Raw genomic sequence first — 22,696 nt, forward strand, 5'->3', positions numbered from 1 at the left:
TGCCGCGACACGCCGCCCGGCACCCGGCTCAGCGGAGCACCAGGCGATGCTCTCCGGGAGGCAGCAGCTCGCCGATCACGGGGGCGCCCGGGACCTCGCCGGCCACCAGCAGACCGCCGGAGGTCTGTGCGTCGGCCAGCAGGAGACGCTCCTCCTCGCCGGCCCGGCCGAAGTCGGTCCACGGGGAGACCCAGTCCAGGTTGCGCCGGCTGCCGCCGCTGACGTACCCGTCCCGGACCGCCTCGCGGGCACCCGCCAGGTAGGGCACCCGGGCGGTGTCGATGGCCACCGTCAGCCGGCTCGCCCGGGCGAGCTTGGACGCGTGCCCCAACAGCCCGAAGCCGGTCACGTCGGTGCCGCAGCGGACCCCGGCGGCGACCGCGGCCCGGGCCGCGGCCCGGTTCAGGGTGGTCATCGCGGCGACCGCCTCGGCGAAGCTCTCGCCGGTGGCCTTGTGCCGGGTGTTCAGCACCCCCACCCCCAGCGGCTTGGTCAGCGACAGCGGCAGACCGGCCCGGCCGGCGTCGAGGGTGATCAGCTCCTCGGGCCGGACCACCCCGGTGACGGCGAGACCGTACTTCGGGCCCTCGTCGTCGACGCTGTGACCGCCGGCCAGGTGACAGCCGGCCTCGCGGGCGACGTCCTGCCCGCCCCGCAGGACCTCCCGGGCCAGCTCCAGCGGGAGCACGTCGCGCGGCCAGCAGAGCAGGTTCAGCGCGACCAGGGGCGTGCCGCCCATCGCGTACACGTCGGAGAGGGCGTTGGTCGCGGCGATGCGGCCCCAGTCGTACGCGTCGTCGACGACCGGGGTGAAGAAGTCGGCGGTGGTGACCAGGCCGGTGCGCTCGTCCAGCCGGACCACCGCGGCGTCGTCGCCGTGGTCGAGGCCGACCAGCAGCTCGGCGGTGCCGGTGGCCGGGCCGAGGCCGGCGACCATCGCCTCCAGCTCGCCCGGAGGGATCTTGCAAGCGCAGCCGCCACCGCGCGCGTACGCCGTCAGACGAACCGGTGCGGTCATCCCCACATGATCTCGGCGGGGTGTCGCCGCCGCCACCGGAGCGACCCATTCGGCGGTCAAAATCGGACTCCCGACCCTGATCGAGGCTGGTGTTACCGCTCCGTGACCAACTGAGTTGCGTTCCGCCACATCACCCCGCCTACAGTGGCCCAACCGGGGGTCATCCGACCCCACTCCGGGCGACCACAGGGACGGTGTACGACGTGACGACGGGCGAACCGCTCATCGTGCTGGACGCGGTCAACAAGTACTTCGGGCCGCTGCACGTGCTGGACGACGTCTCGCTGTCGGTCGGGCGCGGCGAGGTGGTCGTGGTGATCGGCCCGTCCGGCTCCGGCAAGTCGACGCTCTGCCGTGCCATCAACCGGCTGGAACCGATCAACTCGGGCACCATCACCTTCGACGGGCGACCGCTGCCGGCCGAGGGCAAGGACCTCGCCAGGTTGCGCAGCGAGGTGGGCATGGTCTTCCAGTCGTTCAACCTCTTCGCGCACAAGACCATCCTGGAGAACGTCACCCTCGGGCCGATCAAGGTCCGCAAGGAGAAGCCGGCCGCCGCCCGCGAGCGCGGCCTGGCCCTGCTGGACCGGGTCGGCATCGCCAACCAGGCCGACAAGTTCCCCGCGCAGCTCTCCGGCGGCCAGCAGCAGCGGGCCGCGATCGCCCGCGCGCTGGCCATGCAGCCCAAGGCGATGCTCTTCGACGAGCCGACCAGCGCGCTCGACCCGGAGATGGTCGGCGAGGTGCTGGACGTGATGACGTCACTGGCCCGCGAGGGCATGACCATGGTCGTGGTCACCCACGAGATGGGCTTCGCCCGGCACGCGGCGAACCGGGTCATCTTCATGGCCGACGGGCAGCTCGTCGAGGACGCGCCGCCGGCCGAGTTTTTCGCCAACCCGCGCAGCGAGCGGGCCAAGGACTTCCTCTCCAAGATCCTCACGCACTAGGCGTCCCGGAGCGCGCCGTCCCCCGGCGGGCACCACCCGAAGAAGGAGAAGAGTATGCGTATCACGCGCGTAGCGGCGCTTGCGGCAGCCGCCACCCTGGCGTTCGGCCTGACCGCCTGTGGCGGCGACGAGGGCGGGGAGGGCACCGGCTCCGGCAGCAAGTCCTTCGCCGCCGGCAGCACCATGGAGAAGCTCAACAAGGCCCAGAAGATCAAGATCGGCACCAAGTTCGACCAGCCCGGCTTCGGCCAGAAGGGCCTGTCGGGCGACCCGGAGGGCTTCGACGTCGAGGTCGCGAAGATCATCGTCAAGGAGCTCGGCATCCCCGAGGACAAGATCGAGTGGGTCGAGGCCCCCTCGAAGGTCCGCGAGGACGTGATCGTGAACGGCACCGTCGACCTGGTGGCGGCGACCTACACGATCAACGACAAGCGCAAGGAGCGCATCGCCTTCGCCGGCCCGTACTACGAGGCCGGACAGAACATCATGGTGAAGAAGGACGACAGCAGCATCACGGGGCCGGACTCCTTCAAGGACGGCGCCAAGAAGGTCTGCTCGGTGACCGGCTCCACCCCGGCCGAGAAGATCAAGGAGTACGTCAAGGACGTCGCCACGCAGGTGGTGCTCTTCGACACCTACGACAAGTGCCGCGACGCCCTCAATGGCGGCCAGGTCGACGCCGTCACCACGGACAACGTGATCCTGCTCGGCTACATCGCCAAGGACGAGGCCTCGTTCAAGCTGGCCGGTGACAACTTCACCAAGGAGCCGTACGGCATCGGGGTGAAGAAGGAGGACACCGCCTTCCGTGACTTCGTCAACGACACGCTGGAGAAGGCGTTCGCCGACGGCAGCTGGAAGAAGGCCTGGGACGACACGGCCGGCAAGTTCGGTGCCGAGCTGGGCACTGCGCCGACCATCAACCGCTACTGATTCCTGCTGATCTGGAGGGTGGGGAGGACGACCGACCCGTGAGTGTGCTCATCGACCGGTTCGACGTTTTCGCGGGTGGCTTCTGGCTCACCCTCCAGATCTGCGTACTCGCCGCGATCGGCGCCCTGATCCTGGGCGCCGTCGTGGCGGTACTGCGGATCTCCCCGGTACCGCCGCTGCGCGCCGTCGGGACCGGCTACGTCAACGTCTTCCGCAACATGCCGCTGACCGTGGTGATGTTCTTCGCCGCGTTCGGCCTTCCCGCGCTCGGCTCGAACGCGGACTTCCTCCGCATCCCTCTGATCGACTCACTGTTCAGCCGACTCGGTACCGACCTGCCGTACTTCCGCTTCGCGGTGATCGCCCTGGTCCTCTACACGGCTGCCTTCGTCTGCGAGGCGCTGCGCTCGGGCGTGAACGCGGTCCCCGCCGGGCAGGCCGAGGCCGCCCGTTCGCTCGGTCTGACCTTCGGGCAGAACCTGCGGTACGTGGTGCTGCCGCAGTCCTGGAAGGCGTCCATCGTGCCGCTCGGTTCGGTGATCATCGCGATGATCAAGAATTCCGCCCTGGCCGGCTTCTTCGGCGTGGTCGGTGACCTGTCGGCCACGGCCGACCAGCTCACCGGAGCCGAGGGCTACGCGTTCATCCCGGTCGCGATCGGCATCTCGATCGGCTACCTGATCATGACCGTGCCCCTCGGTGCCCTCCTCGACCGGATCGAGAAGCGACAGGCGGTGGCCCGATGAGTCAGCAGAGCGTCCTCTACGACGTCCCGGGTCCCCGGCAGCGCCGGATCACCCTGATCAGCAGCCTGGTCGCCACGGTTGTCCTGCTGATCGGCGCCTACTTCCTGATCTACCGGCCGCTTGATGAGAACGGCCAGTTCTCGATGGAGCTCTGGGGTCCGCTCGTCGACCCCTCCAACGAGACCTTCTCCCTCGTCTGGAAGCGGATCGGTACCGGATTCCGCAACACCCTCATCGCGGCAGCGCTGGCCATCGTGTCCTCGCTGGTGGTCGGCACCCTGCTGGCGTTGCTGCGGATCCAGCTCAAGAGCCTCGCCCAGCGACGCTTCACCGGCTTCGCCACCCCGCTGGCGTACCTGCTGCGCGGGTTGAGCGCCGTTCTGTCGGCGGTCACCCGGGTCTGCGTCGAGGTTTTCCGCGGCCTGCCCGTGGTGATCACGATCTTCTTCGTGGGGCGCGGCTTCCCCGAGTTCGGCATCACCATGGACACGCTCTGGTACCTGGTCATCGGCCTGACCATCTACAACTCCGTGGTCATCGGTGAGATCCTCCGCTCCGGCATGGAGGGACTCCCCGGGGGGCAACGGGAGGCGGCGGCCGCGATCGGGCTCTCCCCGCTGCAGACCACCTGGATGATCCTGCTGCCGCAGGCGTTCCGCATCATGCTTCCGGCGCTGATCAGCCAGCTCGTGGTGGTGCTCAAGGACACCTCGCTCGGCTTCATCATTAGCTACGAGGAGACCCTGACGATCGCCGAGCAGATCATCGGTTCCCTGGACAACCCGATCCAGGTGTACTTCGTCATCGCGGTGCTGTTCATCGTCGTCAACTACTCGCTGTCGAAGCTCGCCCAGTACGTGCAGCACCGCCTCGCCCGGGGCCGGCGCAGCACCGTCGCCCACACGACCGGAGCTGCGGGAACCGAGTTGGAGACCGAGGCGGTACCCGGCACCACCACCTGACGACACCAGCGCGACGGAAGGGCCGACCCCCCTGCGGGGCCGGCCCTTCCTCGTCACTGCGTCAGCGGGCGATCTCGGTGACCCGGGACTCACGGACCACGGTCACCCGGATCTGACCCGGGTACGTCAGCTCCTCCTCGATCTGCTTGGCCACGTCCCGGGCCAGCACGGCCGCGCCGATGTCGTCGACGTCGTCCGGCTTGACCATCACCCGGATCTCGCGGCCCGCCTGCATCGCGAAGACCTTGTCCACACCGAGCTTGCCGGCCGCGATCTCCTCGATCCGCTCCAGGCGCTTGACGTACGCCTCCAGGCTCTCGCGGCGCGCGCCCGGCCGACCGCCGGAACAGGCGTCGGACGCCTGCGTGAGGACGGCCTCGATCGTCTGCGGCGGCACCTCGTTGTGGTGCGCCTCGATGGCGTGGACGACGTCCTCGCTCTCGCCGTACTTGCGGGCCAGGTCCGCGCCGATGATGGCGTGGCTGCCCTCCACCTCGTGGGTGAGCGCCTTGCCGATGTCGTGCAGGAACGCCGACCGCTTGATCGTCAGCACGTCCAGGCGCAGCTCGGCGGCCATCACGCCGGCGATGTGCGCGGTCTCCACCAGGTGCTTGAGCACGTTCTGCCCGTACGACGTGCGGTAGCGCAGCCGCCCCAGGTAGGTCACCAGCTCCGGGTGGATCTCGGTGATGCCGACCTCGACCAGGGCGTCCTCGGCGGCCCGCCGGCAGAGCTGGTCCACCTCCTGGCGGGCCAGGTCGTACACCTCCTCGATCCGGTGCGGGTGGATCCGCCCGTCGAGGACCAGCTTCTCCAGGGTGAGCCGGCCGACCTCCCGCCGGACCGGGTCGAAGCACGAGAGCAGCACGGCCTCGGGGGTGTCGTCGATGATCAGGTTGACCCCGGTCACCGACTCGAAGGCCCGGATGTTGCGGCCCTCGCGGCCGATGATCCGACCCTTCATCTCGTCGCCGGGCAGGTGCAGGACGCTGACCACGCTCTCCGCGGTCTGCTCGCTGGCCACCCGCTGGATCGCGTCGACGACGATGTGCCGGGCGCGCTGCTCGGCGGTGTTGCGCGCGTCGGACTCGATGTCCCGGACCAGCAGCGCGGCCTCCCGCTTCGCCTGCGTCTCGATCGCCTCGATCAGCTCGGCCCGGGCCGCGTCGGCGGTCAACCCGGCCACCCGCTCCAGCTCCCGACGACGCCGCTCCTCGGCCTCGGCCAGCTCCGTCTCCCGCTGGGCGAGTGCCGACTCGCGGGCGGCGAGGGCGGCGCTGGCCGCGCTGAGCTGCCGTTCCCGCTCGGCGAGCCGCTCCACCTCCTCGGTGTGCAGGCGTTCCCGCTCGTCCATCCGGGCCGCCCGCCGCTCCACCTCGGCGGCCTGCTCGCGGGTCGTCGCCGCGAGCACCGCCATCTCCCGCTCACCGCTGCGCCGGGCGGCGGTCCGCAGTTGGTCGGCGTCGATCTCGGCCTGCTTGTGTGCCCGCTCCAGGATGGTGTCGGCCTCGGCACGGGCGTCGTCCAGCACCCGCCGCGCCTCGGCCCGGGCCGACTTCGCCTCCGCCTTGGCGGCGGCGGCCTCGGTGCGGGCGGCGGCGGCCGCCGACTTCGCCACGTCGATGGTGCTGTTGACCTCGTCGGCGGCGGTACGCAGGGCGGCCAGGGACTGCTCCTGGCGATCCTTCTCGGCGACGAAGGCGGGGTCCTCGGGCCTCGGGGCGCTGGCGAGGCGCCGCAGCGTCCGCACGCCCACCAGCACGGCGGCGACCACCACCACGGCCAGCAGCAGGACGACCGCCAGGAGGACCAGGTCGAAGCCGTTCACGCCACCCCTCCGCGCGGGAGCGGGGCGGATGCCCGTGGAGAGTGATGGTTGCCCGCGTCAGCGGCTCGGGACACCCGCGTGCCGGACTCGCCGGCCTGCCCGCTCATGCCGGTCCCCCGGTGGACCTGTGCCGCCTCGCCATGGCGTGCCTCCCCTGAACGTCACGCCGCAGGACGTGCCGGTGGGCACACTCCTGCGGCTCTGGACGCCCGACCGGAGCGGCTGGCCGTGGGTAGCTTTCTCCGCCGGCGGTGCCCCGCGGGCATCGTCGGCGGCCGGGTGCAGTTGTCGCCCCGACTCCGGACCGGCCAGTCCGGAGTCGACACCGAAGGCCGGTGGATCGGCCAAAGTGATGCTGTTCCGTTACGCGTTCTATGTTGTGCGCTTAGCCTGCGCTGGTCGGGCAACGTGAGCCTGTATGGCGAGGCTAGGTCTCCGGAGGTGCTCCGGTCAAGAACTCATGATCAAACCCCCCGAACGGAGAGAGTTCGCGGTGTGACGCACCGCTGATCGGGGACCGGACACCAGGGGACAAAGGTGAGCCGAGACGGGACAGTCAGCCTGCCTGGGCCCCTCCCGCCTGGTCGCAGCGGCGGCGCGTCGCGCTCAGTCGACCGGGCGACTCTCCCGGTCGAGGTCGCCCTCCGCGTCGGCCAAGGCGTCGGCGTCGATCTGGTCGGCGAACTCGGCCGCCTCGGCGCTCTGCGCGGCCAGGGCGTCCTTCACCGCCCGGATCGCCACGCCCGGCGGATAGCCCTTGCGGGCCAGCATGGCGACCAGCCGGCGGAACACCGCGTCGGGCTCGCCCCGGGCCGAGCGGAGCTTCCGGTCGACCAGCGCACGGGCCGTCCCGGCCTCCGTCTCCTCGTCCAGCTCGCCGAGCGCCTCGCTGGCCACCTCACCGTCGACGCCGCGCTGGCGCAGCTCGTTGGCGAGCGCCCGACGGGACAGACCCCGGCCGGCGTGCCGGCTCGACACCCAGGCCTTCGCGAACGCCGCGTCGTCGATGATGCCGACCTCGTCGTAGCGGTCGAGCACCTCGGCCGACACCTCGTCGGAGATGCCCTTCCTGGCGAGGGCGCCGGCCAGCTCGGCCCGGGTACGCGGGCGCACCGCCAGCTGCCGGAGGCAGATCTCCCGAGCCACCTCGGCCTCGTCCCGTGGTGGGGACGGGGTCGCCTCCGGCTCGGTGTCCGCACCACGGGCACGCCGGTCCCGGCGAGGTCGGGGCGCGGTGTCGCCGTCACCCGACCGGGGCGGGCTGGCATCCCAGCCGCGCCCCGTGCGGGCACGTCGTCCTGCCATCGATCAGCGGCCGATCAGAAGTCGACCGGCGGCAGCTCCGGGCCGCCGGCGGCGTCACCCGCGCCCTGCCCGACGCCGAGCTTCTCCAGGATCTTCTTCTCGATCTCGGCGGCCACGTCCGGGTTCTCCCGGAGGAACTCGCGGGCCTTCTCCTTGCCCTGGCCGAGCTGGTCGCCGTCGTACGTGTACCACGCGCCGGACTTGCGGATGATCGCCTGCTCCACGCCGACGTCGATCAGCGAGCCCTCGCGGGAGATGCCCTTGCCGTACATGATGTCGAACTCGGCCTGCTTGAACGGCGCGGCGACCTTGTTCTTCACGACCTTGACCCGGGTGCGGTTACCGACCACGTCGGTGCCGTCCTTGAGGCTCTCGATGCGCCGCACGTCGAGCCGGACCGAGGCGTAGAACTTCAGTGCCCGACCACCGGTCGTGGTCTCCGGGCTGCCGAACATCACGCCGATCTTCTCGCGGAGCTGGTTGATGAAGATCGCCGTGGTGCCGGTGTTGTTGAGCACACCGGTGATCTTCCGCAGCGCCTGGCTCATCAGCCGGGCCTGGAGACCCACGTGGCTGTCGCCCATCTCACCCTCGATCTCGGCGCGCGGCACCAGCGCGGCCACCGAGTCGATGACGATGATGTCGAGCGCGCCGGAGCGGACCAGCATGTCCACGATCTCCAGCGCCTGCTCGCCGGTGTCCGGCTGGGAGACCAGCAGGGCGTCGGTGTCGACGCCGAGGGCCTTCGCGTACTCCGGGTCGAGCGCGTGCTCGGCGTCGACGAACGCCGCGATGCCGCCGGCCCGCTGGGCGTTGGCCACCGCGTGCAACGCCACCGTGGTCTTACCGCTGGACTCCGGACCGTAGATCTCGACGACCCGGCCCCGGGGCAGACCGCCCACGCCGAGCGCCACGTCGAGCGCGATGGAACCGGTGGTGATGACCGAGGTCTGGATGACCGGCCGCTCACCCAGCCGCATCACCGAACCCTTGCCGAACTGCTTGTCGATCTGAGCGAGAGCAAGGTCGAGTGCCTTCTCCCGATCGGGCCCTGCGGCCATGTTTGCCACCCCTGCCTTCGCCGGCGTCTTTCCTGAGCTTCGCGTCACGCGGACACGCTAGGCGCTGGGTCCGACAGAAAACCAGCGGCCATGCCGCGAGCTGTGGACAAGCACCCCGCTGTGGACAATAGCCGAACAGGTGTACGAGTCGGCAAGCGACACGCGGAAGCGACGAAACGACTGCTCAACGTAGTCGCGCGGGGACCCGGTCGGGATAGGCGGCGACCACGGCCCGCCACACCACGTGCGTCTGCTCGCCCGCGGCGAGCGCCTGCTCGATGGTCCGCCCGCCCAGCTGGGACAGCACCTGGTCGCGGGCGATGCTGGCCGCGTACCCGGGGCCGAACGCCTCCTCCAGCCGCGTCCAGAAGTCGGTCAGCCGCACGTATCAGTCCTCCTCGTCCGGTGCACCGGACGGCACCGACCGCAACGCTAGCGCCACCAGCGGGACGACCGCGATCGCCGCCAGCAGGGTGAGCACCGGATAACCCGCGGCCCCCATCACAAACCCGCTGGCCGCCGCCGCACCGGCACCGGCCAGGCCCATCGTGAGGTCGGACAGCCCCTGGACACTGGGACGGATCGCCGCCGGCACCGCCTCCGACAGCAGCGTCGAGCCGGCCACCATGGTGCCGGACCAGCCCAGCCCGAGCAGGACCAGGCCGAGCGAGAGCAGGGGCGTGTCGTGCCCGGCGGTGCCGGCGACCGCGCACGCGGCGAGCAGCAGCCCGACACCACCGAGGATCACCGGCCGGCGGCCGAGTCGATCGGTGAGCCAGCCCACAACCGGGGAGAGGGCGTACATCCCCGCGATGTGCAGGCTCAGCACGATGCCGACCACCCGCAGCACGTCCGCGTCGCCGTGCGACTGGCCCAGGCGCACCGGCGTCATCGACATGACCGCCACCATCACCACGTGGCCCACGGCCACGGCCGCGATGCCGAGGCGGGCGGCGGGCCGGGCGCGTACCGTCCGCCAGGCCGCGCGCATCCCCGCCCCGTGCCGGGCGGGCGCCGCCGGTGGGGTGACGGCCGCCGCCGGCGGGGTGAGGTCCGGCGGGGCAGCCACGTCCGCGACCGGGGCCTCCGCCGCCGCCAGCCGGCGCGCGGTGAGCAGCGGGTCGGGCCGCAGCAGGACCAGGAGTACGCCGGCGGCGAGCACGAACGCGGCGGCGCTGAAGGCGAACGGGCCGGCCAGCGGCGGCAGGCCCCAGCCGGAGGTGGTGCGGTCGGCGAGCGCGGCGAAGTTCGGCGCGGCCACCGCCCCGATGGTGGTGGCCCAGACGATCAGGGACAGTTGTCGGCCCCGCCGGGCGGGCTCGGCGAGGTCGACCGCCGCGTAACGGGCCTGGAGGCCGGCGGCCGTCCCGCCGCCGAAGAAGAACATGCCCAGGAAGAGCAGCGGCACCAGGCGGGTGACCGTGGCGACCACCACCAGCACGGCGCCGACAGTGCCGGCGAGGTACGCCACCGCCAGCCCCGGCCGGCGGCCGTGCCCGTTGATGATCCGGGTGACCGGTACGGAGAGCAGTGCCCCACCGACCACGGCGGCGCTCTGCGCCAGACCGGCGACCGCGGTGCCGGCGACCCGGGCGGCGAGCAACGCGCCCACCGAGATGCCGATGGTCACGCCGATCCCGCCGATGATCTGCGTGACGAACAGCAGGCGCAGCGTCCGGCGCTGGATCGGTACGACGTCCGGAGCGGTACGGACCGGCGCGGTCAGGTCGGTGGCCATCGGCGGGCTCCCGGAGCGGTAAGGGGTGGACAGCGCTCCCATCCTTGCGCATCCACCCCGCTCTCCGGGACCCGGTTTCGCTACAGGCCGAGGCCCCGGCCGATGATCTCCTTCATGATCTCGGTGGTACCGCCGTAGATCGTCTGCACGCGGCCGTCCAGCCACGCCTTCGCCACGGGGTACTCCAGCATGAAGCCGTAGCCGCCGTGCAACTGCACGCAGCGGTCCGCGACCCGGTTCTGCAGCTCGGTGGTCCACCACTTCGCCTTCGCCGCGTCGGTGACCGACAGGCGCCCCACGTTGAACTCGGCGACGCAGTGGTTGACGAACGTCCGCGCGATGGTGACCTCGGTGTCCAGCTCGGCCAGTAGGAAGCGGTTGTGCTGGAACTTCCCGATGGGTCGGCCGAACGCCTCCCGGGAGCGGGCGTAATCGAGGGTGACCGCGAGCAGTTTCTCCGCCGCGGCCACCGCCGCGATCGCGATGCTGAGCCGCTCCCGGGGCAGGTTCCCCATCAGGTGGTAGAAGCCGTGGTTCTCGGTGCCGATCAGGTTCTCCGCCGGCACCCGGCAGTCGTCGAAGAACAGCTCCGCCGTGTCGTTGGCCTTCAGGCCCACCTTGGCCAGCCGCCGGCCCCGGGTGAAACCGGGCGTGCCCGCCTCCACCGCCACCAGGCTCACCCCGTGCGCGCCCTGGTCCGCCGTCCGGGCCACCACCAGCACCAGGTCCGCCATCTCACCGTTGGTGATGAACGTCTTCTGGCCGTTGAGGACCAGCGAGTCGCCGTCGCGTACGGCGGTGGTGCGGATCCCGGCCAGGTCCGAGCCGGCGCCCGGCTCGCTCATCGCGATCGCGGTCACCAGGTCGCCGGAGCAGAAGCCGGGCAGCCACCGCTTGCGCTGGTCGTCGCTGGTCAGCTCGGTGAGGTACGGGGCCACCACGTCGTTGTGCAGCCCGAACCCGAGGCCGGAGCAGCCGGCGGCGACGATCTCCTCGACCAGCACCGCGTTGAACCGGAAGTCCTGCTGGCCGCCGCCGCCGTACTCGGGGTCGACGTCCATGCCGAGCAGCCCGGCCCGGCCGGCCTTGCGCCACACCTCGCGGTCGACGATTCCCTCGGCCTCCCAGCGCTCGTGGTGCGGCACCGCCTCGCGGGCCAGGAACTCACGGCACAGGTCACGGAACTCGGCGTGGTCACGCTCGTAGAGATGCTGCTCCATGGCGGCAAGTGTGGCACCGCTCACCGCCCCTGCCCAGGGGCGTGACGGTCAGGCGAGGGCGCGGGCGGCCACGGTCAGGTCGGCGACCAGTCCGTCGTACGCCGCGTCCTGGTCGTCGGCGCGCAGCACCGCCGAGGGATGGATGGTGGCCAGCAGGCGGGCCTCCGGGGCGTCCGCCACCTTCCCGGTGTTGTCCACCGGCACCCGGGCGAAGTCCTCCGGGCGCTGGGCCGAGGCGGGCCAGGGCAGCAGCTCGCCGCGTTGCCGGGTGACCCGGAAGGTCGGGCCGAGCAGCGCCTTCGCCGCGGTCGCCCCGAGCACCACCACGATCTCCGGACGGAGCCGGGCGAACTCGGCGACCAGCCAGGGACGGCAGGCGGTGATGTGCACCCGGTCGGGGGTCTGGTGGATGCGCCGCTTGCCTCGCAGCTCGAAGCGGAAGTGCTTCACGGCGTTGGTCAGGTAGATGTGCGCCGGGTCCAGCCCGGCGTCGTCGGCGGCCTTGCGCAGCAGCCGGCCGGCGGGGCCGACGAAGGGCAGGCCCTTCTGGTCCTCCATGTCGCCGGGCTGCTCCCCCACCAACACCATCCGCGCGCTCTCGTCGCCCCGACCGAAGACCGTCTGGGAGGCGTCCCGGTACAGCTCGCACCCCCGGCAGCCGGTGGCGGCGGCGCGCAGCTCGTCGAGGGTGTCGGCCTGCGGCGGGATGAACTGCTGGGCGCCGGGGGCGGTGTCGGGCTCGGCCATGACGACCGTTCTACCCCGTTCGGGCCGACTCACGCCGGCCCGCCACGCCCGCGGGGTCAGGTGGAGAAGCTCGCCGCGGCTCCCGGCCGGACGGCACGGGCGACCGCGTCCGCGAGCGGCGCCAGGTCGGCCTCGTCGAGCGTGCTGACGGTGAGTCGGACCGCCGGCCCGGCGCCGATCCGGTAGAGCCCGCCCGGGGCGACGGCCCACCCTGCGTCCCGCAGGGCGGTGACCACGCTGGTCTCGTCGAGCACCGGCACCCAGACGTTGATGCCGCTGCGCCCCCGGGCCGGGACGCCCCGGTCGGCCAGCTCGGCGAGCAGCCCGGCGCGGCGGCGCTCGTAGCTCTCCCCCGCCCGCGTCACCCGCTCGGCCACCGCCGGATCGGACCAGAGGGCCAGCACGAGACGCTGCAGCACGGTGGACACCCAGCCGGCGCCGACCCGCAGCCGGCCGGCCACCCGGGCGACGGTCGCCTCGTCGCCGGCCACCACCGCGAGCCGCAGGTCGGGCCCGAACGGCTTGCTCACCGACCGGACGAAGGCCCACGCCGGGGTCGCCCCGGCGAGCGGACGCAACGGTACGCGGGCCAGCTCCGCGGCGTGGTCGTCCTCGATGACCAGGAGGTCCTCCCGGCCGGCGAGCAGCGCCCGCAGCCGCCCCGCCCGCTCGGCGGAGAGCGCGGCGCCGGTCGGGTTCTGTGCGCGGCTGGTCACGACCAGCGCCCGCGCGCCGAGGGTCAGCGCGGCTGCCACGCCGGCTTCGGTGGGCCCGTCGTCGTCCACCGGGACGCCGATCGGCCGCAGCCCGAGGGCGGCGACCAGGTCGAGCAGGTTGGCCCAGCCGGGGTCCTCCACGGCGACCGCGTCCCCCGGCCGGAGGTGCGCGGCGAGCAGACGCTCGATGCCGTCCAGCGCCCCTCCGGTGACGGTGAGGTCGTCGGCCGGGACGCCGTCGGCTGCCAGCCGCTCCCGGGCGGTCTCGGCGAACGCGGGCAGGACGGTGCCGCCCTCGTACCCCGTGGGGGGCCCGACCTGTGCGGCGAGCGCGGCCAGGTGCGGACCGAGCGGCGGCAGCAGCCGGGGGTCGGGCTGGCCGAGCGCCAGGTCGCGGACCCCGGGCGGGGGCGGCGGCAGCAGGGCCGACCGGCGGCCCGCCACCGGCGGTCGGGGACGCACCCGGGTGCCGTGCCGGCCGGCGGTCACGACCAGGCCGCGCTGGCGCAGCTCCTGGTAGGCGCGCGCGACAGTGGCCGGGCTGACCGCCAGGTCGGCGGCGAGGGCGCGGACCGCCGGGAGGGCGGTGCCGGCGGGGAGCGCGCCGGAACGGACGCCGGATTCCACGCTGGCCGAAATCGCGGCCGACGTCGCGCCGGCGATCTGATAATGTGCTGCCACAGTTGAAGGATTGTACTAGAACAAAGGTGGCCTGTCGCATGTACCCTCCGACTCCGCGGACCACCGCCACCCGCATGCGCGACCGGATGAGCTACGACGCCGACGCGGCCCACGCCGTGCTGGACGAGGCGTACCACTGCGTACTGACCTTCACCGTCGACGGCGAGCCGCGGGCGCTGCCCACCCTGCACGTCCGCGTCGGCGACACCCTCTACCTGCACGGCTCCACCGGCAGCCGGCCGCTGCTGGCCGCCCGGGGCGACGGGCTGCCGGTCTGCGTGGCGGTCACCCTGCTCGACGGCCTGATCTACGCGCGGTCGCAGTTCCACCACAGCGCCAACTACCGCTCGGTGGTCGTGCACGGCACCGCCGGACTGGTCACCGACGAGCGGGAGAAGGCCGCCGCGATGACCGCGCTGGTGGAGAAGGTGGGGGCCGGGCGCAGCGCGGAGAGCCGACCGCCGAGCCGACGCGAGCTGGCCGAGACCGCCGTGCTGGCGCTGCCGCTGCGCGAGGTGTCCACCCGGTCCCGCACCGGCGGGGTCAGCGACGATCCGGCCGACCTCGACCTGCCCTACTGGGCCGGGGTGGTGCCGCTGCGCCTCACGGCCGGGGCGGCCGAGCCGGCCGAGGGCGTGACCGCGCCTGTTCCGGCGTACCTCCGGCCGGCCCGCTCCCCCTGGCTGGAGCCGGTGGCGCGGCGCGGGGAGCACGTGGTGCTGGAGCCGCTGGACCTCGCCCACGCCGAGGATCTGTACGCGGCCACCACCGACCCGGAGGTGTGGCGACACCTCGGCGGCCCGCAGCCGGCCGACGCCGCCGAGATGATGCGGGTGGTCGCGGCCTACCTCGCCGCCGGGCGCTCCGGCGAGCGGGTGTCGTGGGTGCAGCGCTGCGCCGCGACCGGCGCGGTGGTCGGCACCACCTCCTTCTACGAGGTCGACCCCGAACGGCGCTCGGTCGCCATCGGCTACACGTGGCTCGGCCGGCCCTGGTGGCGCACCGGCATCAACACCGAGGCGAAGCTGCTGCTGCTCACCCGGGCCTTCGACGAGCTGGGCGCGGTCCGCGTGGTCTGGCACACCGACATCCGCAACGAGCGCTCGCAGCGGGCGATCGAACGGCTGGGCGCGTCCCGCGAGGGCGTGCTGCGCATGCACCGGCAGCGCGCGGACGGCTCCTGGCGGGACACCGTGCAGTACGCGATGACCGTCGACGAGTGGCCGAAAGCACAGGTCACGCTGCGGGAAAGGCTTCGCCCGACGGCGCCCGTGGCGTGATGATGGCGGGCGTGCTGGGCATCACCGACATCTGGACGTACGTGCTGGGCACCGTGGCGATCATCCTGCTGCCCGGGCCCAACTCGCTCTTCGTGCTCTCCACCGCCGCGCGGCGGGGCGTGGGAGCCGGTTACCGGGCCGCGGGCGGGGTGTTCGTCGGCGACGGGGTGCTGATGTTCCTCTCCGCCGCCGGCGTGGCGTCGCTGCTCCAGGCGTACCCGCCGCTCTTCCTGGTGATCAAGTACGCGGGCGCCGCGTACCTGGGCTATGTCGGGCTGACCATGCTGCGCGGGGCCTGGCGGCGCTGGCGGACGCGCAACGACCCGACCGCGCCGCGGCTCATCGACGCCGCGGAGCCGGCGGCGATGCGCAGTCCGTTCCGCAAGGCGCTGGTGGTCAGCCTGCTCAACCCGAAGGCGATCCTGTTCTTCATCTCGTTCTTCATCCAGTTCGTCGACCCGGGCTACGCGTGGCCGGCACTGTCGTTCCTGCTGCTCGGCCTGATCGCCCAGGTCACCAGCGCGCTCTACCTGACCATGCTGATCTTCGCGGGCACGTTCCTGGCGGCGCAGTTCCGCCAGCGCCGTCGCCTCGCCGCCGGCGCGACCACCGGCGTCGCGGCCCTCTTCCTGGGCTTCAGCGTCAAGCTCGCCACCGCGAGCGTCTGACCCGCCCGGTGGCGCGGTCAGGTGCCGTCGCCGCCTCCGCCACCACCACCGATACCGGCTCCCCCGGCGACGCCGCCCAGGCCGTAACCGGGTGCGATCGGCTCGTCCGGGCGGCGGCTGACGTGCGCCGACTCGGTGATGGTCGCGGACCAGTCGGCGTGGGCCGCCGCGGCGGCGTGCCGGTTGATCGCCTCCCGCAACCAGCCGTCGACGGTGGCCACCCAGTCCCGCTGCTCGGCGCCGTTGTGCCACACGCGGAAACGGCTGATGCTCTGGTGGGTGATCCCGGCCAGCGCCAGCCGCCGGTCCATCCAGAGGATCACCTCCAGGCCCGCCGGGTTGGCGACGAAGGTCACCTCCATCTCGGTGATCGGTCCGGCGTAGATGGGCGCCACCCAGAAGCCCAGCCGCTGGTGTACGGGCAGGATCTGCTCCACACCGGGCAGCCGGCTGTCCACGAGGCCGGCCTGCCTCATGGTGAAGCCGAGAGTGTCCAGCGCGGCCAGGATGTGCGCCTGCGTGGGGAGCGGGTGGACGAAGACCGGCACCATGGCGCCCTGGTCGAGCGAGGGGTCGATCGCCACCTCGGTCCGCAGCCCCGTCCGCATGCTGAGCAACGGCACCCCGCCGAAGATCGTCACCGGGGTCTCCCACGGCAGCGGGAACTCGAACGGGATCGTGCGGGCCCGCCGGGCGCGCAGCACGAAGGCCTCGGCGACCTGCGCCTGATGGAACTGCACCAGGCGGCGGGGCGCCTCCGGGTCGTCCGGTTCGGCGGTGGCGACCAGGCCGAGCCGGACGTGCCGCACGGGTACGTCCGTGGACCCGGCGGTGACGGTCACCCGCCCGGGCAGGTGGAGGCCGGGGCGGGTGCTCGGGTTGGCCAGGGCGGTGCGCACCGTCAGGCCCGTCCAGCCCGACTCCGGTGACACGCCCGTCAGCCGCACCGCGCTCCCCGTTCCGGCGGACGCGGCACCGCCCCGGTGCCGCGGCGGGACCGTCCGGTCCCGCCGCGGCTTACCCCTGAGGGCCCCGCGCAACCGCCGGGATCAGGGCGGCGGATCAGCGCAGGCGGCGCCCGCGCGGCACCGGGTCGGTCTCGTCGTCGAACTCGCCGATGACCTCCTCCAGCAGATCCTCCAGCGCGACGAACCCGATCGGCCGGGTCGGCCCACCGCCGTTGCGTACCAGCGCCAACTGCGACTGCCGGGCCCGCATCGCCGCCACGGCCTCGCTGACGGTCGCCGCCGCCGGCAGGGTGAAGGCGTTCGTCATCAGGTCAGCGGCGGTGGCCGTCGGCCGGGTGGCGGTGGCCCGCACCGCCTCCCGTACGTGCACCAGGCCGCAGACGTCGCCGGCGGCGTCCAGCACCGCCAGGCGGGAGCGTCCGCTGTCCCGGCTGACCTGCTCGATCCGGCCGGCGTCGTCGTCGCGGCGGACCGTCACCATCTGGCTGAACGGCTCCATCACCTGGGCGACGGTGGTGCCCTGCAACTCCAGCATGCTGGTGAGCAGTCGGTGCTGCTCCACGCCGAGCGTCCCGTGCTCGCGGGACTGCTCCAGCAGGATGCGCAGCTCGTCCGGGCCGTGCACTTGGGCCAACTGGTCCTGCGGGCTCACCTTGACCAGTCGCAGGATGCCGTTGGCCAGGGCGTTCAGCGCGGACAGCACCGGCCGGGCGAGCCGGGCGAACGCCCGGAACGGCAGCGCCAGCAGCAACGCCGAGCGTTCGGCGTCGGTGATCGCCCACGACTTCGGGGCCATCTCGCCGACCACCAGGTGCAGGAACGTGACCAGGCCGAGGGCGAACACCAGCGCGATCGCGTGACTGGCCGCGTCGGGCAGGCCCACCCCGTGCAGCAGCGGGCTGAGCAGATGCTCGATCGCCGGTTCGGCGAGCGCGCCGAGCCCCAGGGTGCAGAGGGTGATGCCGAGCTGCGCGCCGGCCAGCATCAGGGAGAGCTCCCGGACGCCGTCCAGGGCCGCCTTCGCCGCCCGGCCACCGCCGGCCGCCGCATGCTCCAGCCGGTAGCGCTTGCTGGCGATCAGGGCGAACTCGGCCGCCACGAAGAACCCGTTCAGGGCCAGCAGGATCCCCGAGGTGAACAGCGCCACACCCGGGCTCATGACCGCTCCTCGGAGTTCGTGCCGGCGCCCACGCCGGTGAGCCGCAGCCGCACCGAGTCGGCCACGTGCCGGTCGACCGCGAGCACCTCGACCAGGGCCCGGGAGCCGGCGGGCACGTCGTCCCCTTCGGCCGGCAGGTCGATCTCCAGCCGGTCACCGACCTCGGGAACCCGGCCCAGCTCCCGCATGACGAGGCCGGAGAGGGTGTCGTACTCCGGGGCCTCGGGCAGTGCGATGCCGGTGCTGTCGGCGACCTCGTCGATCCGCCAGCGGGCCGGCACCACCCAGGAGCCGTCGGCCTGGCGGATCGGGGTGCGCTCGGGCGGGTCGTCCTCATCGCGGATCGGGCCGACCAGTTCCTCGGCGATGTCCTCCAGCGTGATGACGCCGGCGAAGCCGCCGTACTCGTCGACCACGCAGGCGAGCTGCCGGTGCCCGGACCGCAGCCGGTCCAGCACCGTCGGCAGCGGCAGCGTCTCGGGCACCAGCAGCGGGGGCACGGCAACCGCGCTGACCGGCGTGGTCGCGCGACGCTCCAGGGGCACTCCGAGCACGTCGGCGATGCCGACGACACCGATCACGTCGTCGACGCCCTCGGTGCCGCGTACGGGGAAGCGGGAGCGGCCGGTGTCCAGCAGCTCGACGACCCGGCTGACCGGCTCGTGCGCGCGTACGGTGTGCACGTCGACCCGGGGCACCATGGCCTCCCCGGCGGTCAGCTCACGGAAGTCGAGCCCGCGGTCCAGCAGGGTGGACATCTCGGCGGTGAGGTGCCCCTCCTCGCGGGACTCGGCGATGATCTGCTCCAGGTCCTCCGGGGTGGCGCCGCTGGGCAGCTCCTCGATCGGCTCGATGCCGATCCGGCGGAGCAGCCGGACGGCGGCGCGGTCGAAGAGCGTGATGACGGGCCCGGCCACCCGCATATACATGAGGGTGGAGCGGCTCAGCGCCCGGGCCAGCGGCACGGCGCGCGCGATGGCCAGGTTCTTCGGCGCCAGCTCGCCCAGGACCATCTGGACCACGGTGGCGATGAGCAGGGCCAGCACCACCGACAGGGGCAGGCTGACCGCGGTGGAGACCCCGGCCACGCCGAGCAGGTCGGCCAGGCCCGCGCCGAGGTACGGCTCGGCGACGTAACCGACCAGCAGGGCGGTGACGGTGATGCCGAGCTGGGCGCCGGACAGCATGAACGACAGCCGGCCGGTCACCTCCAGGGCCCGGGCCGCGGCCCTGTCCCCGTCGTCGGCGAGCTGCTTGAGCTTGCCGCGGTCCACGGCGACGTAACCGAACTCCTGGGCCACGAAGTAACCGGTGGCGGCGGTGAGCACGATGATGAGAAGGAGACCAACGACGATCAACACGGGTCGCTCAGGGCTCCCGGGGTCGTCGGGTTCGAGGGAAGCCGGGTCAGCCCCGGCTTGCTACTGCTGCCCTCCTGGGCAGACGAGTCGATCATGCCGCCATTTTATCCAGAAACGCTGAACGCCCGCTGAAGGTGTAAGGAAGGGCCCCCTCTTAACGCCTCGCGTAGAGGAGGGGGCCCTTCTTAACACAGCGACACGCTCAGCTCTGGGTGATCTTCACGTCGTCGACGGCCGCCTCGACCAGGCTGGCGCCGCTGGCGTCCGCCGCGTCGATGACGATGCGTACCGTCTGTCCCCGCAGGGCCGAGATGTCCGCACCGGCGGTCTGCCACGCCGCCGCCCGGTTGGTCGCCGCCCCGGTCGCGTTCACGACCGTGACGGTGCTCCCACCGACCACCCGTACGCGCAGGTAGTCCGCGCTGCTGGAGTTGGTGAGGTGGGCGAGGTACCAGGAGAGGGAGAGGTTCAGGGTGCCGGTCGACGGCAGCGTGATCGCCGGGGACTGGATCGTGCTCACCCCGCCGTCGAGGTCGTACGCCCCGGCGCCGCTGCCGGCCAGCGGCCCGGTGACGAGGTCGAAGCTGCCGCTGACGGTGGTGCCGAGCTGGGTCGCCACGCCGGAGCTGGTGGCGGCCGGGTCACCGCGCTCCCACCGTCCGAGGGTCGCGGTGTCGGTGCCGGACGGGTTGGCCGTCCAGCCGGTCGCGGTCTCGAAGGTGTCGCTGTAGACCGTGGTGCCCGGCGGGGTGCCCGCCCCGGCGAGGGTCCACACCGTGTACGCGATCGCGTCGGAGTTGCGGTCCAGCGCGGTGTCGTTGATGTTGGTGCTGGTGTCGCAGGAGCGGTGGTAGCAGGGGTCGAACGCCTGGCCGGCCGTACCGCCCCAGAGCGACGCCTGGGTGCTGGTCTTGGTGCCCTCCGCGCCGGTGAACGTGCCGCCGGCCGGGATGCCGACGCTGATGAACGGCCCGTAGTCGCTGCGGCCGTCGAAGTCGGTGCCCCGGGTCGGCACCCCGATCGAGGTGAAGTACGCCTGGATGGTCTGCTCGATCTGGGCGGAGCCGGCCGGGCCGGGGCCGGAGCCCACGCCGTCGGAGTTGTCGCCGTCGTACACGAAGTAGCCGGCGTTGGGCGAGCCGACCATGTCGAAGTTGAGGTACTGCTTGATCTTCGACCGCTCGGTCGTCGGGAGGTTGTTCACGTAGTACTGCGAGCCGCGCAGACCCAGTTCCTCCGCGCCCCACCAGCCGAACCGCAGGTGCTTGGTGGGGGTGAAGCCGCTGCGCGCCACGGCGAGCGCCACCTCCAGGATGGCCGCCGAGCCGGAGCCGTTGTCGTTGATGCCCGGTCCGGAGCTGACGCTGTCCAGGTGGGCCCCGCTCATCACCACCGCGTTCGGGTCACCACCGGGCCAGTCGGCGATCAGGTTGTAGCCGGTGGCGCCGTTGTACGTGAACGACTGCACGGTGGTGGTGAAGCCGGCCGCGTCCAGTTGGCCCTTCACGTAGTTGACCGACGCCAGGTACCCCGGCCGGCCGTGGGCCCGGTTGCCGCCGTTGGCGGTGGCGATGGACTGGAACTGGCTCAGGTGCGCCTTGACGTTCGCCAGCGGGATGTCGGGCGCGGCGAGGGCCGCCGGTGCGGCGACGGCGGGCGCCGGGACGCGCTCCGGCGCGGTGGGGGCGGCGGCGGCCGAGGAGGCGGTCACGGCCGTCACGGCCGCGGCGGCCAGCACGGCCAGCCAGGCGGAGCGAGGGGTACGGGGTCTCATGGGTCCTCCGGGGTACGGGCGGGTTCCCCGGTCGCGCCGGTCCGGCGGCGACCGCGGTGACATCCGTTGATCGACGAATGTCACTGCGAAGGGTGCATCGGGAGCCCTCCCCGGGCAAGACGCAAGACGGCAGAATCGCCGCCCACCCGGAATTGGGACGGGTCGTCCCCGACTGTTAAGAAGGGACCCTTCCTCTACCGGAGGCGTTAAGCGGGGGCCCTTCCTTACCGCAACTCGTCGGTGTCGAGGAGGGTCTCGTCGACGGCGCCGGAGCGGTAGGTGGCGCGGCCGATCATCTGGGCCGCGACCGGGGCCGTGGCCAGCTGGAAGAGCGCGACCAGCCCGATCATGCCGAGGTCGCCGGGTGTCCGCAGGCGCAGCGCCACGCCCGCCACCAGCAGCAGCACCCCAAGGGTCTGCGGCTTCGTCGCGGCGTGCATCCGGCTCAGCGTGTCCGGGAAGCGCAGCACCCCGATCCCGGCGACGAGGCTGAGCAGCGCACCCGCCACCAGGCACCCGGCGCCGAGCCAGTCGGCCGCCGTGGCGAGCATCAGGACCCGTCCCGGGCGGCGAAGCGGACCAGCGCCACCGATCCGACGAAGCCGAGCAGGGAGAGCACCACCAGCACGGGCAGCGTGGTGGAGTGGCGGTTCACGGCGGCCTCCGCGCCGACCGCGCCGACCATGGTGGCCAGCAGCATGTCCGCCGCCACCACCCGGTCGAGCAGGGACGGGCCGCGGTAGAGCCGGATCAGCGCCAGCAGCGCGGTCACCGAGAACAGGCCGGTCAGGACGACGGCGAGGACGGCGGTCACGTCAGGTTCCCTTCTCGACGGTGGCGGTCTCCACGAGGCGTACCTCGGCGGCGGAGCCCAACGCGCGGACCAGCCGCCGCTCGATGGCGTGCATGCGCTCCCGGCTGTCGGCCAGGTCGGAGGGACCGCGCACGTCCAGCACGTGTACGTAAATCACTCCGGCGTCCCGGTCCACCTCGACGACCAGCGTGCCCGGCACCAGTGAGACCACCTCGGCGGTGAGCGCCAGGTTCAGGTCGGTAGGCACCCGCATCCGCACGGCGATGATCGCCCCCCGGGGCCGGTAGCCGGGCTGCACGGCGATCCGGGACACGTTCGCGCTGGCGGTGACCAGCTCACCGGCGAAGCGGAGCAGGAAGACCAGCAGGGCCCGGGGGCGTACCCGCCCACCGAAGGTGACCGGGGGCAGCGGGAAGAACAGCAGCACCGCGCCGGCGACCAGCGCGCCGCCCACCAGATTGCCCCAGGAGACGTCGCCCCAGAGGAGGTTCCACACCAGCACCAGCCAGCCGAGAGCGATGAGCTGGTCCCGCCACCGCCCGACCCGGCCGCGCGGCCCGGTCGTGGCGTCCACCGCCCGTTCGTCCGCGCTCACGGCACCACCTTTGTTCCCGACTGCGGGGCTCGCAGGACCGGCTCACTCCTCGCGCTCACGGCACCACCTCTGTTCGCGACTGCGGGGCTCGCAGGACCGGCTCACTCCTCGCGCTCACGGCACCACCTCTGTTCGCGACTGCGGGGCTCGCAGGACCGGCTCACTCCTCGCG

Annotated in this window: 21 protein-coding genes and 1 pseudogene; 6 read left to right on the top strand and 16 right to left on the bottom strand. The window is 72.5% G+C overall.

The window, feature by feature from the left end; all coding sequences use genetic code 11:
• Nucleotides 1–28: 28 nt before the first annotated feature.
• The gene (selD, locus tag ACIBR0_RS08755) at nt 29–1,018 is read right to left on the bottom strand and encodes a selenide, water dikinase SelD (RefSeq protein ID WP_396713619.1); all 990 of its coding nucleotides are present in this window, start codon (nt 1,016–1,018) and stop codon (nt 29–31) included.
• A 194-nt stretch (nt 1,019–1,212) separates the two neighbouring features.
• Between selD and ACIBR0_RS08760 the strand changes: the two genes are divergently transcribed.
• Genes ACIBR0_RS08760 through ACIBR0_RS08775 form a run of 4 tightly spaced genes read left to right on the top strand, consistent with a single transcriptional unit; the run spans nt 1,213 to nt 4,609 of the window.
• Nucleotides 1,213–1,968 carry an amino acid ABC transporter ATP-binding protein gene (locus tag ACIBR0_RS08760; RefSeq protein ID WP_357033427.1) on the top strand — a complete coding sequence of 252 codons (756 nt, stop codon included), beginning with the start codon at nt 1,213–1,215 and terminating at the stop codon, nt 1,966–1,968.
• A 54-nt stretch (nt 1,969–2,022) separates the two neighbouring features.
• The gene (locus tag ACIBR0_RS08765; protein ID WP_396713621.1) at nt 2,023–2,901 is read left to right on the top strand and encodes a glutamate ABC transporter substrate-binding protein; all 879 of its coding nucleotides are present in this window, start codon (nt 2,023–2,025) and stop codon (nt 2,899–2,901) included.
• Between the two features lie 38 nt (nt 2,902–2,939).
• Nucleotides 2,940–3,647: an amino acid ABC transporter permease gene (locus ACIBR0_RS08770; protein WP_396713623.1), complete on the top strand. Its 708-nt coding sequence runs from the start codon at nt 2,940–2,942 to the stop codon at nt 3,645–3,647.
• Nucleotides 3,644–4,609 carry an amino acid ABC transporter permease gene (locus ACIBR0_RS08775; RefSeq protein WP_396713625.1) on the top strand — a complete coding sequence of 322 codons (966 nt, stop codon included), beginning with the start codon at nt 3,644–3,646 and terminating at the stop codon, nt 4,607–4,609. Before ACIBR0_RS08770 ends, ACIBR0_RS08775 begins: the two co-directional genes overlap by 4 nt.
• 61 nt (nt 4,610–4,670) lie before the next feature.
• On the opposite strand, the gene rny is transcribed toward ACIBR0_RS08775, so the two are convergent.
• The 8 genes and pseudogenes from rny to ACIBR0_RS08815 form a co-directional block, all read right to left on the bottom strand.
• On the bottom strand, nt 4,671–6,437 hold the full coding sequence (gene rny, locus ACIBR0_RS08780) for a ribonuclease Y (RefSeq protein WP_396713627.1): 1,767 nt from the start codon (nt 6,435–6,437) through the stop codon (nt 4,671–4,673).
• A 606-nt stretch (nt 6,438–7,043) separates the two neighbouring features.
• Nucleotides 7,044–7,742: a regulatory protein RecX gene (locus tag ACIBR0_RS08785; protein ID WP_396713629.1), complete on the bottom strand. Its 699-nt coding sequence runs from the start codon at nt 7,740–7,742 to the stop codon at nt 7,044–7,046.
• A 14-nt stretch (nt 7,743–7,756) separates the two neighbouring features.
• Nucleotides 7,757–8,803, bottom strand: a complete 1,047-nt coding sequence (recA, locus tag ACIBR0_RS08790) for a recombinase RecA (protein ID WP_357033407.1) — start codon at nt 8,801–8,803, stop codon at nt 7,757–7,759.
• A 184-nt stretch (nt 8,804–8,987) separates the two neighbouring features.
• Entirely contained in the window at nt 8,988–9,188 is a 201-nt protein-coding gene (locus ACIBR0_RS08795; RefSeq protein ID WP_030504158.1) for a DUF3046 domain-containing protein, read from the bottom strand.
• Nucleotides 9,179–10,541: pseudogene (locus ACIBR0_RS08800) on the bottom strand (MFS transporter). Before ACIBR0_RS08800 ends, ACIBR0_RS08795 begins: the two are co-directional and overlap by 10 nt.
• An 80-nt stretch (nt 10,542–10,621) precedes the next feature.
• Nucleotides 10,622–11,761, bottom strand: coding sequence for an acyl-CoA dehydrogenase family protein (locus tag ACIBR0_RS08805; protein ID WP_396713632.1), 1,140 nt, complete (start codon nt 11,759–11,761; stop codon nt 10,622–10,624).
• 48 nt (nt 11,762–11,809) lie between these two features.
• Complete coding sequence (locus tag ACIBR0_RS08810) at nt 11,810–12,508, bottom strand: UdgX family uracil-DNA binding protein (protein WP_396713634.1); 699 nt, start codon at nt 12,506–12,508, stop codon at nt 11,810–11,812.
• 56 nt (nt 12,509–12,564) lie between these two features.
• Nucleotides 12,565–13,905, bottom strand: coding sequence for an aminotransferase class I/II-fold pyridoxal phosphate-dependent enzyme (locus ACIBR0_RS08815; RefSeq protein WP_396713636.1), 1,341 nt, complete (start codon nt 13,903–13,905; stop codon nt 12,565–12,567).
• 38 nt (nt 13,906–13,943) lie between these two features.
• Between ACIBR0_RS08815 and ACIBR0_RS08820 the strand changes: the two genes are divergently transcribed.
• Both ACIBR0_RS08820 and leuE read left to right on the top strand, forming a co-directional pair.
• Entirely contained in the window at nt 13,944–15,185 is a 1,242-nt protein-coding gene (locus ACIBR0_RS08820; RefSeq protein ID WP_396713638.1) for a bifunctional pyridoxamine 5'-phosphate oxidase family protein/GNAT family N-acetyltransferase, read from the top strand.
• Nucleotides 15,185–15,853, top strand: coding sequence for a leucine efflux protein LeuE (gene leuE, locus ACIBR0_RS08825; RefSeq protein ID WP_396713825.1), 669 nt, complete (start codon nt 15,185–15,187; stop codon nt 15,851–15,853). The genes ACIBR0_RS08820 and leuE overlap by 1 nt, the downstream gene beginning before the upstream one ends.
• 17 nt (nt 15,854–15,870) lie before the next feature.
• Here the strand turns inward: leuE and ACIBR0_RS08830 are convergent, their stop codons facing one another.
• From ACIBR0_RS08830 to ACIBR0_RS08860, 7 genes are all read right to left on the bottom strand, one after another.
• Entirely contained in the window at nt 15,871–16,800 is a 930-nt protein-coding gene (locus ACIBR0_RS08830) for a sporulation protein (protein WP_396713640.1), read from the bottom strand.
• Nucleotides 16,801–16,915: 115 nt separating this feature from the next.
• Nucleotides 16,916–17,980, bottom strand: coding sequence for a hemolysin family protein (locus ACIBR0_RS08835; protein WP_396713642.1), 1,065 nt, complete (start codon nt 17,978–17,980; stop codon nt 16,916–16,918).
• Nucleotides 17,977–19,341 (bottom strand): hemolysin family protein, encoded by a 1,365-nt coding sequence (locus ACIBR0_RS08840; RefSeq protein ID WP_396713643.1) that lies wholly within the window; start codon nt 19,339–19,341, stop codon nt 17,977–17,979. The genes ACIBR0_RS08835 and ACIBR0_RS08840 overlap by 4 nt, the downstream gene beginning before the upstream one ends.
• A 202-nt stretch (nt 19,342–19,543) precedes the next feature.
• Nucleotides 19,544–21,115 (bottom strand): M28 family metallopeptidase, encoded by a 1,572-nt coding sequence (locus ACIBR0_RS08845; protein ID WP_396713645.1) that lies wholly within the window; start codon nt 21,113–21,115, stop codon nt 19,544–19,546.
• Between the two features lie 224 nt (nt 21,116–21,339).
• Nucleotides 21,340–21,666 (bottom strand): monovalent cation/H(+) antiporter subunit G, encoded by a 327-nt coding sequence (gene mnhG, locus ACIBR0_RS08850; RefSeq protein WP_396713647.1) that lies wholly within the window; start codon nt 21,664–21,666, stop codon nt 21,340–21,342.
• Nucleotides 21,666–21,929 (bottom strand): monovalent cation/H+ antiporter complex subunit F, encoded by a 264-nt coding sequence (locus ACIBR0_RS08855; RefSeq protein ID WP_357042411.1) that lies wholly within the window; start codon nt 21,927–21,929, stop codon nt 21,666–21,668. Before ACIBR0_RS08855 ends, mnhG begins: the two co-directional genes overlap by 1 nt.
• A gap of 1 nt (nt 21,930) precedes the next feature.
• A complete protein-coding gene (locus ACIBR0_RS08860; protein ID WP_396713649.1) occupies nt 21,931–22,524 on the bottom strand; it encodes a Na+/H+ antiporter subunit E in 594 nt (197 codons plus the stop codon).
• Nucleotides 22,525–22,696 lie beyond the last annotated feature (172 nt).

The sequence above is a fragment of the Micromonospora sp. NPDC049497 genome (assembly GCF_044465805.1).
Classification (GTDB): domain Bacteria; phylum Actinomycetota; class Actinomycetes; order Mycobacteriales; family Micromonosporaceae; genus Micromonospora.